Genomic DNA, 9415 nt, shown 5'->3' with positions numbered 1-9415 from the left:
GCACTATTTCGAGGCCGCAAACCTTGCCGCCTTGCCCGAACCGCTGCAAGCCACCGTGTTTGACATGTATGTCAACGCAGGCGGCGGCGCGATCCGCATCTTGCAGCGACTGCTGAACGAAATGGGCCATGATCTGGCGGTTGACGGGGTTCTCGGGCCGCAAACCGCCGCCGCCGCAACCGCCGCTTTTGCCAAGGCACCGAACCATTTCGTCGATGCCTACGGCATTGCACGGCGTAACTATTACTACAGCATCGCTGACGCCCGCCCGCAAAGCCGCAAATACGCCCGGCGCAATAGCGATGGCGGCAAGGGCGGCTGGATCAAGCGCGCCGAAGAGTTCATCTCTCCGCGCTTTCATCTGACCGAGGCGCAGCACCGCGCAAGGGTGGCCGCATGGGGCTGATCGCGCGCGTCGTCGGCGGTTCGGCGGCCGCCACTAGCCTTGCTAACGCCGCAGTAAGCGTGGCCGAGGTGTTCACCCCCAATGCAACCAAACAGATGGAGGCAAATCAGGCCGCCTATATCGCCGCCCTCGACGAACACGGGGCAGAGTTTCAGTATGTGCGGCCCGGCAGTTTCGACCGCATCGTGAACGGGTTGAACCGCCTGCCACGGCCACTGCTGGCGCTGGGCACCCTGTCGCTTTTCATCTACGCGATGGTTGACCCCACGGGTTTTGCCCAGCGTATGGTCGGCCTCGACTATGTGCCCGAGCCGCTTTGGTGGCTATTGGGTGGCATCGTCAGCTTCTACTTCGGGGCGCGCGAGGCGCATTACTTCCGCACCCGCGCGCAGCCCCCGCACGCCACCACGCCGATCGGCACGAGTGATGAGAATCAGGCGCTCAGCGAATGGCGCAGCGGCATCGCGCCCTGACGGGGTTTCTTGTCGCCACATAACGCTAGGGGTAAATCGCGCGCCAGCGCATCAGGGGGGCAGCCGCCCCCCTTTTTCACGATCACCTCTGCGTCAACTCGCTGCACGGCCTTGGCCTACGCGGCCATTGCCCCTATGATCGCCGCTCCGGATGAGGGAGTCCCCGATGCTGAACGAACTTGGGCATTTAGCGCTGGTGCTGGCGCTTGGCGTGGCACTGATACAGGCGTTGGTGCCGCTGATCGGCGCGCAGAAGGGGTGGGTCGGCTGGATGGCGGTCGCCGAGCCTGCGGCCTCGGCGCAGTTTCTGCTGATCGCCTTTTCGTTCGTTGCCTTGACCTGGGCCTTCGTAACCTCGGATTTCTCGCTGCAATTGGTCTATGCCAACTCGCACACCGACAAACCGATGCTCTACAAGGTCTCGGGCGTCTGGGGCAACCATGAGGGCTCGATGCTGCTTTGGGTGTTGATCCTTGCAGGCTTCGGGGCAACGGCGGCTTGGTTTGGCGCGGCGCTGCCTGCGCGACTTCGGGCGCGCGTCTTGGCGGTGCAAGGGCTTATTGGCGCAGCCTTTCTAATCTTCATCATCTTTACCTCGAATCCGTTTACGCGCTTTGTGGTCGCGCCTTTCAACGGCCGCGATCTCAACCCGCTTCTGCAAGACCCCGGGCTCGCGTTCCATCCGCCCTTCCTTTACCTCGGCTATGTCGGGCTCAGCATGGCGTTTTCCTTTGCCGTTGCCGCGCTGATCGAAGGCCGCGTCGATGCTGCCTGGGCGCGCTGGGTGCGCCCGTGGACGCTGGCTGCATGGGTTTTCCTGACCATCGGCATCGCGCTCGGTTCTTGGTGGGCCTATTACGAGCTTGGTTGGGGCGGGTTCTGGTTCTGGGACCCGGTCGAAAACGCCTCGTTCATGCCTTGGCTGCTGGCGGCTGCGCTGCTGCACTCGGCCATCGTGGTGGAAAAGCGCGAATCGTTGAAAAGCTGGACAGTGCTTCTGGCGATCCTTGCCTTCGGCTTTTCGTTGATCGGCACGTTCATCGTGCGCTCGGGCGTTATCACCTCGGTGCACAGCTTCGCCTCTGACCCGCAGCGCGGCATCTTCATTCTGGGGATTCTGGCGCTGTTCGTCGGCGGGGCGCTGACGCTTTATGCCGCGCGCGCAACAGCCATGCAGGGGCGCGGCGTATTCGCACTGGCCAGTCGTGAAAGCGCGCTGGTGCTGAATAACATCCTGCTCGCCATTGCGGCGCTGGTGGTGTTCGTGGGCACCGTCTGGCCGCTGGTGGCTGAACTTCTCTGGGCGCGCAAACTGTCGGTTGGTGCGCCGTTCTTTGACAAGGCCTTTACGCCCTTCATGGTGGTGCTGGCGATCGTGCTACCGATCGGCGCAATCATGCCGTGGAAGCGCGCGACGCTTTCGCGTGCCATGCGTCCGCTCTGGCCGGCCGCTGTGCTGGCGCTTGCCGTGGTCGCGCTCGTCTGGGCGATTGGCACGAACCGCTCCGCCACTGCGCTGGTGGCGGCGGGGCTGGGCAGTTGGCTGGTATTCGGCGCAATGTCCGAGCTTTGGCTTCGCGCGGCGCGCACACCTTCGCGGCTTGCGCGCCTGCCGCGCGCTGACTGGGGCAAGGCCTTTGCGCATGGCGGCCTTGGTGTCACCTTCATCGGCATCGGCCTGCTGACCGCTTGGCAAAGCGAGGATATTCGCGTGGCGCAAGTGGGCGTGCCCTTCACGGTCTCGGGCTACGAAATCACACTTGATAGCGTGGACCGGGTGCAGGGGCCGAACTACGCCTCTAACACCGCCGTAATGTCGGTGCGCCAAGATGGCGAGTTGGTAACAGTGCTGCGCCCTGAAAAGCGTTACTATCCGGTGCAAGCGATGCCCACGACCGAGGCTGATATCGACAACGGCCTCTGGCGCGACATCTATCTGGTGGTGGGCGATCCGCAAGACGATGGCGGTTGGGCTGTGCGCACCTACATCAGGCCCTTCGCCAACTGGATCTGGGCTGGTGCGATGCTGATGGCGCTGGGCGGGTTGCTGAGCCTGTCGGATCGGCGCTATCGCGTGGCAGCGGGGGCGCGCAAGACGGCCTCGCTTCAGCCAACCCCGGCGGAGTGAGGCAATGCTGAAAATCCTGACGCTCATGCTTGCACTTTTCGCCGGGCCCGCGCTTGCAGTGCAGCCCGACGAAGTGCTGGCCGACCCCGCACTAGAAGCGCGCGCACGCGATATTTCCAAGGTGCTGCGCTGCCCGATCTGCCAAGGCGAGAACATCGACGAATCGAATGCCACCATTTCGCGTGACCTGCGGCTGGTGGTGCGCGAACGTTTGCTGGCGGGTGACGAAAACTGGGAAGTGATCGACTACGTCACCGCGCGCTACGGCGAATATGTGCTGTTCGAGCCCGAGGCGAAGGGGGTCAACTTGATCCTCTATCTCACCGGCCCGACGGCGCTGCTGTTGGCGCTGGGTGGGATGGCCGTGTATTTTCGGCGTCGCAAGGCCGCCCCTGCGGCTGGCACTGCCGCGCTTTCGGACGAGGAGGCGCGCAAAGTCGCCGAAATCCTGAACGAGTGACGCGCGGTTTCGCTTTTGCTCTGCGCGCGCGCCGCTAGCATGGCGCGCCAAGGGGCAGGAGGCGACGATGAGTTATCAGACTATCCAGTACGATCTGGCCGACGGCGTGGCGGTGGTGACGCTGGCGCGCGACAAGGTGATGAATGCGCTCAATACCGCGATGCGCGCCGAAATCACCGCAGCGCTGCACCGCGCCGGGCACGAGGCGCGCGTGGTGGTGCTGACAGGCGAGGGCCGCGCGTTTTGCGCGGGGCAGGATCTGGGCGACAGCGCCGAGGCCGGCAACCTTGATCTGGAGCGGATGCTGCGCGAAGAATACACGCCCATGCTTGCCGCCATGCATGACTGCCCGGTTCCAGTCATCGCCGCCGTGAATGGCGTGGCGGCGGGGGCGGGTGCAAACCTTGCCTTGGCGGCTGACGTGGTAATCGCCGCCGAAAGCGCCAGCTTTTTGCAGGCATTCACGCGCATCGGCCTGATGCCGGATGCCGGTGGCACTTGGTTCCTGCCGCGCCTCGTCGGGCAGGCGCGTGCCATGGGTGCCGCGCTTTTCGCTGACCGGATTTCGGCACGGCAGGCCGCCGACTGGGGCATGATCTGGGAAGCCGTGCCTGATGTCGATTTTGAACACCACTGGCGCGCCCGTGCCGCGCATCTGGCCGCAGGGCCGACACGCGCCTTTCGTGCGATACGGCAGGCGATGCTGGAAGGGGCGGACAACGGGCTTGCCGCGCAATTGGCGCTTGAGGCCGAATTGCAGGGCACGCTTGGCAGAACCCGCGATTTTGCCGAAGGGGTTACGGCATTTCTGGCCAAGCGCCCGCCGGTGTTTGAAGGCCGCTGACGCGCGCGGCCCGCGCCCCGAACAAGGCGCAGGCACACCGCCAATAGTGCGCGGATTAGCCGAGGTAGACCAGCCGCGCGCTGGGAAAGGCGGTCAGCGCCGTTGCGATTTCTTCGCGCGTCATCAGGCAAAAGGCCGAGCTCAGCGCATCGGCCAACGCCGCTTGCGGCGCGGTCACGCTGACCAGCCGCCAAGGCTGGGCCGAGGGCGCACCGGTCGCGGGATTCAGGATATGGCCCTGCGTGCGCGCATCGTCAAAGGTGGTGCCGCGCGGCGCCGAAGATGCCAAGGCCAGATCGCGCAGCGGCAGCGCCTTGGGCAGGATTTGGCCATCGACATCCAGCGATATCGGCCATGCGCCACCCCGCGGATGCCCGCCAAGCGCCCGCATCTCGCCGGTATCGACCAGAATGTTGTGCAGCCCTTCCGACGCCAGCAGGGCTGCCACCCGGTCGGCGATAAAGCCCTGCGCCACGCCGTTCAGCGTTAGCGCCATGCCTGCCCGCGCAAAACTGACCCGCGCGGCGTCTGCGTGCACCCCGCCCCAGCCCACCAGCGCTTGCGCTGTGGCCAGCGCCTCGGCGTCGGGCGCGCGCCCCAGATCGTAGCTGTCGGCATATAGCCGCCAGACCGGCTGCACGCTCGGGTCAAACAGCCCGTCCGTCGCAGCATTCACCGTGCCGCAAAGCGAAAGACATTCCAGCAGCTCGAAAGGCGGCTGATCGAGCTTGCCTGTCGCGTTTAGCCGACTCAGTGCTGAATCCGCGCGATAAAGGCTGAACACGCCTTCCAGCCGCGCGATTTCGGCGCGCGCGCGCGCGACGATGCGCTTGGCTTCGGGGTGTGCCAGCGTGATCGAGGCCGATGTGCCAAGCGCCACCCCCTCCCAGCGATACAGCGGTTGCGAGGTCGCGTGATGCCCCAACAGTGCACCAGTGCCAAACACCCCGGCGGCGGCAGAGATTGTCAGAAACCGGCGGCGGTTGACGGCGTTCATCGGGGCTTTCCCCTGTTTCGGGCGCGTGTTCATTCGGCCACCTTTACCGCATGTGGGTGATTGGCATGTTGCGTGCGTTCCATCGCGGCACCCACCGCGTGCACACCGCTTGCGATCTTGTCGCGGCGCTTCACCTGCTTGATGACCACCGGGCAGACCGTTTTCGACTGGTATTGCACCTGACAGTGCAGACAGCTCAGACATTCGTTGGGGTTGATTTCGCCCGTCGGATGGATCGACTGCACCATACATTCATTCGAGCAGATCTGGCACGGGTTGCCGCAGTCGCGATAGCGCTTGATCCAGTCGAACATGCGAATGCGCGCGGGAATCGCCAGTGCCGCGCCAAGCGGGCAGAGATAGCGGCAATAGAAGCGTTCGACGAACAGCCCGATGAACAGCAGCACCGAAAGGTATAGCGTAAATGGCCACGCCCGCATGAACTTGAGCGTGATCGCGGTGCGGAATGGTTCGACCTCGGCATAGCGAATAGCGGTATCCAGCGAGGTCAGCGTGACCCCGAACAGCCCAAGGAAAATGATGTATTTTACAGCCCAGAGCCGCTCGTTCAGCCCCCAAGGCAGGGTCACTTGCGGAATACGCAGCAACTTGGCCAGCCGGTTGGTCAATTCTTGCAGCGCGCCAAAGGGGCAAAGCCAGCCGCAATAAGCCCCGCGTCCCCAGAAGATCAGCGCCGCAGCAACCGAGAACCACAAGATGAAGGTCATCGGCTCCATCGTGAAGGTATCCCACTCGAACCCGGTGCGCAGCGACGACAGTAGCGCCATCAGGTTGACGATCGAAAGCTGCGCGTTGGAATACCAACCCAGAAATACCAGCGTTGTGGACAGATACGCGATGCGGAACCAAAAAGTCAGCCGCGCCGAGCGCGTCAGATAGCCCTGAAAGAAGAAAGCCGCGGTCAGCACCGCGAGCATCGCGGCAAGCCCGGCGATTTCGGGGGCTCGCGCGGTCCAAATGTCGTTGCGCATTGCCACCTTGGCGGCGCGCTCTTGCTCGGCCTCATATTGCTCTAGCGTCATTTCGGCCGGTATGACGAAGTTGCTGGGCAGCGCAAAACCGAGGCCGTAGGTCAGATAGGCGCGGTCGATAGCGCCCATGTTGCGCTGCACAAGCAGTTGCAAGCGCCATGGCTTTGTCGGGTCGAACTCGGCAAAGGCCGGAATCGCAAGCAGGCCGATTTCGTCAAGGATCGGCGCGCCTTCGACATGGAACTGGTAGATCGACATATAATCGCGGCTGTTGAAGCGGATCGTCTTGCCGTCCTGAATCAGCTCGATGCGGTCATACTGCCCGTCGTACCGATAGGCCGTGCCGCGCCACGAATAGGGCCCCCGCGCGCCGATCATGATTGCCGATCCGCCCTCTTCGATCATGGTGGCAAGGTCGCGCTGCTCGACTTCGCGCAGCAGCCTGCTGGACATGCCGGGAACGGAAATGACAGTGGTGTAAAGATCGATCACCAGATCTTCGGGCGGGCGCTTCAGCGGATATTGCGCGGCGGCGGGGGGCTGGTAGGGGGCGGCGAACGCTTCGTTGACTGCGCCGACTGTCAGGGTCAACTGCTGCAACAGGCCGGCGTCCAGCATTTCCTGCCACGTTTCCGGCGCGGCCACATCCGGGTTGACCCTGTCATAAGTCCCTTCGGGCCGTGCCGGCATTTCCAGCCCGCCAAGCCCCAGTGTGAACGCCACCTTGAGGCCCGCGCGCACCAGCGAATCTTCGATCACGCGCACCGAGGTGGAAATCCCCGAAATATAGGGCCGGTCGATGCCCGACCCTCCCGGCATCGCCTCTGGCTTGAGGTCGCGCCCCGCGTAACTTTGGACCAGCGTGTGGGCGTCTTGGGCGCGGGTGCCGCTTTGCAGCAGCGGTTCCGATTGCCGCCGCATCGACGCGCCCATCAACACCGCATCGGGTGAGATCGCTGCCAGAATGTCGATGGGGCGGCTGGAATAGCCAATAGACGACACGATGTCCGAGTTCAGGAAGGCATAACCGATGGTCTCGTCACCGCGCAAAAGCGGCATCACCGGAATATCCTCGCGCATTGGGCCATAGGCGTCGGCCTCGGGCACGAGGCTTGATGCGGGAAATGCCGCGGTGAACTTTGGCAGTTGCGGCTCGTCGGTTTGCGCCGCGACTGGGAATGCAAGAAAAACGGACGATACTGCCAGCAAAGCGCCAAGCGCGAAGTCCCGAAGTGTTCGGAAAAGAGGCATGGGAAACTCCTGCGGAATGGTCGTTCTGATGCAGTATTGCGAGCGGCATAGCGCGATCCGCGTCAAGCGCATACTGACAAATGCATGGCGCAGTGCGACATTTCTGCGCGCATTTCGTGTATGGCCGCTTAGCCAAGTCGTGGTGGGCTGGCCTTGTCGCGCGAGGTATCTTCAACCCCCAGCCGCAGGCCCCGCCCGAGCCGGTGCGCCAACGCCGACCATTGCGCGGCTTGCTCTGGTTCCAGCAATTCGACCAACACCGTGTCGAAAAGCGCCAGCCAAACTGCAAAATGCTCGGGCCGCACGTTGCCCGCGCGGCGGTGCGCCACCATCGGGCTGCCTTCGTAGCCTGCTTCGCCCAGAATCGCCCCCCGCCAGAAGCGCACGATCTTGGCCTCATGCGCGGGCCAGTCTGTAACATGGGCCGCAAAGATCGGCCGCAAGACGGGGTGCACGCGGGTGCGCGCGTAAAACCGCGTGACCACGCGTTCGATATCGGCCGGTGTCACGGCGATGCGTTGGGGCAAGTTTGGCATCTGCGCTCCTCGCTGCGAATATGGCGGGGGGCGTGGGGGCTGTGCAAGGGCGGGCGCTCTTTACGCGCCTTGGGCGCGCACCTATAAGGCGGGAATGACACGGCTGGCACGCATCACGGCACGAATTACCGGCCCGGCGCTCTGATACCAGAGCTGCCGGGAAAAGCCGCCATGCCCCTGGCGCCGCAGGCGCCGCCGTCTTGAAGGAATGCCCCATGTGTGCCGACACACCCGACTACCGCTCGACCGTCTTTTTGCCCGAAACCGATTTCCCGATGCGCGCGGGTCTGCCCGACCGCGAACCCGCCTGGCTTGCCCGCTGGGAAGAGATCGGCATCTATGACCGGCTGCGCGAGCAGACCGGACGCCCGCTCTTTGTGCTGCACGACGGCCCGCCCTATGCCAACGGCCATCTGCACATCGGCCATGCGCTGAACAAGGTTCTGAAAGACATGGTGGTGCGCAGCCGCCAGATGATGGGCTTTGATTCCCGCTATGTGCCGGGCTGGGATTGCCACGGCCTGCCGATCGAGTGGAAAATCGAAGAGCAATACCGCGCCCGCGGCGAAAACAAGGATGATGTCGATAAGGTCGCCTTCCGTCAGGAATGTCGCCGCTTTGCCGAATCTTGGGTCGATGTGCAGCGCGAAGAGTTCAAGCGCCTTGGCGTCACCGGCAAATGGGAAGCACCATACCTGACGATGGATTTTCATGCCGAGGCGGTGATCGCCGAAGAGTTCATGAAGATCCTGATGAACGGGTCGCTTTATCAGGGCTCCAAGCCTGTGATGTGGTCGCCGGTGGAAAAGACCGCGCTGGCCGAGGCCGAGGTTGAATACCACGACCACACCAGCCACACGATCTGGGTGCGGTTCGGGGTAAAGCAGAGCGGCGCTGAAGGCACCGTGGTGCCCGCTGATCTTGCCGATGCTTCCGTCGTCATCTGGACCACCACTCCTTGGACGATCCCGCAAAACCGCGCGGTCTGCTTCAACCCCACCATCGAATATGGCCTCTACGAGGTCGAGGCGCTGGCCGAAGGCTCTACCGCGAAGGTCGGTGAAAAGTTGGTGCTGGCCGACAAACTGGCGGGCGAAGTATTCAAGGCGGCGAAGGTTGACGGGTGTTCGATGCTGCGCCGCGTCAGTGCCGCGGAATTGGCAGGGCTGACCCTTGCCCACCCCCTTCGCGGCGTGGCCGAGGGCGGGGCAGAGTGGGATTATGATGTGCCCCTGCTGCCGGGCGATCACGTTACCGACGATACCGGCACCGGCTTTGTGCACACAGCCCCCAGCCACGGCGACGACGACTATCAGATCGGCGTCAAG

Annotated in this window: 9 protein-coding genes; 6 read left to right on the top strand and 3 right to left on the bottom strand. The window is 63.7% G+C overall.

Annotated elements, in window-relative coordinates:
• The 5 genes from ABY403_RS09210 to ABY403_RS09190 form a co-directional block, all read left to right on the top strand.
• On the top strand, window positions 1–406 hold a 406-nt coding region (locus ABY403_RS09210; RefSeq protein ID WP_372840491.1), incomplete at its 5' end, for a putative peptidoglycan-binding domain-containing protein.
• On the top strand, window positions 397–879 hold the full coding sequence (locus ABY403_RS09205; protein WP_372840490.1) for a holin family protein: 483 nt from the start codon (window positions 397–399) through the stop codon (window positions 877–879). The genes ABY403_RS09210 and ABY403_RS09205, both read left to right, overlap by 10 nt.
• Window positions 880–1045: 166 nt before the next feature.
• Window positions 1046–3007: a heme lyase CcmF/NrfE family subunit gene (locus ABY403_RS09200; protein ID WP_372840489.1), complete on the top strand. Its 1962-nt coding sequence runs from the start codon at window positions 1046–1048 to the stop codon at window positions 3005–3007.
• Window positions 3008–3014: 7 nt separating this feature from the next.
• Window positions 3015–3467, top strand: coding sequence for a cytochrome c-type biogenesis protein CcmH (locus ABY403_RS09195; protein ID WP_372840492.1), 453 nt, complete (start codon window positions 3015–3017; stop codon window positions 3465–3467).
• Window positions 3468–3534: 67 nt separating this feature from the next.
• A complete protein-coding gene (locus ABY403_RS09190; RefSeq protein WP_372840488.1) occupies window positions 3535–4311 on the top strand; it encodes an enoyl-CoA hydratase-related protein in 777 nt (258 codons plus the stop codon).
• Window positions 4312–4366: 55 nt separating this feature from the next.
• On the opposite strand, the gene ABY403_RS09185 is transcribed toward ABY403_RS09190, so the two are convergent.
• The 3 genes from ABY403_RS09185 to ABY403_RS09175 all read right to left on the bottom strand — a co-directional run bounded on the left by ABY403_RS09185 (window position 4367) and on the right by ABY403_RS09175 (window position 8087).
• Entirely contained in the window at window positions 4367–5308 is a 942-nt protein-coding gene (locus ABY403_RS09185; RefSeq protein ID WP_372840487.1) for an FAD:protein FMN transferase, read from the bottom strand.
• A 29-nt stretch (window positions 5309–5337) separates the two neighbouring features.
• Window positions 5338–7551: a 4Fe-4S binding protein gene (locus ABY403_RS09180; RefSeq protein WP_372840486.1), complete on the bottom strand. Its 2214-nt coding sequence runs from the start codon at window positions 7549–7551 to the stop codon at window positions 5338–5340.
• Window positions 7552–7679: 128 nt separating this feature from the next.
• Window positions 7680–8087 (bottom strand): group III truncated hemoglobin, encoded by a 408-nt coding sequence (locus tag ABY403_RS09175; RefSeq protein WP_372840485.1) that lies wholly within the window; start codon window positions 8085–8087, stop codon window positions 7680–7682.
• Window positions 8088–8302: 215 nt separating this feature from the next.
• On the opposite strand from ABY403_RS09175, the gene ABY403_RS09170 reads away from it, so the two are divergent.
• Window positions 8303–9415, top strand: a 1113-nt coding sequence (locus ABY403_RS09170; RefSeq protein WP_372840483.1) for a class I tRNA ligase family protein, incomplete at its 3' end; no start/stop codon positions are given.

The sequence above is a fragment of the Phaeovulum sp. genome (genome assembly GCF_041596715.1).
Classification (GTDB): domain Bacteria; phylum Pseudomonadota; class Alphaproteobacteria; order Rhodobacterales; family Rhodobacteraceae; genus UBA6213.
Note: the sequence above shows the minus strand (reverse complement) of the source record. Positions and strands in the feature narration are given on the sequence as shown.

What these genes read in the sequence shown, in the direction of transcription:
- ABY403_RS09175 (WP_372840485.1), bottom strand. Translation starts at nt 8,087, where the DNA reads ATGCCAAACTTGCCCCAACGCATCGCCGTGACACCGGCCGATATCGAA.
- ABY403_RS09185 (WP_372840487.1), bottom strand. Translation starts at nt 5,308, where the DNA reads ATGAACGCCGTCAACCGCCGCCGGTTTCTGACAATCTCTGCCGCCGCC.
- ABY403_RS09190 (WP_372840488.1), top strand. Translation starts at nt 3,535, where the DNA reads ATGAGTTATCAGACTATCCAGTACGATCTGGCCGACGGCGTGGCGGTG.
- ABY403_RS09180 (WP_372840486.1), bottom strand. Translation starts at nt 7,551, where the DNA reads ATGCCTCTTTTCCGAACACTTCGGGACTTCGCGCTTGGCGCTTTGCTG.
- ABY403_RS09205 (WP_372840490.1), top strand. Translation starts at nt 397, where the DNA reads ATGGGGCTGATCGCGCGCGTCGTCGGCGGTTCGGCGGCCGCCACTAGC.
- ABY403_RS09200 (WP_372840489.1), top strand. Translation starts at nt 1,046, where the DNA reads ATGCTGAACGAACTTGGGCATTTAGCGCTGGTGCTGGCGCTTGGCGTG.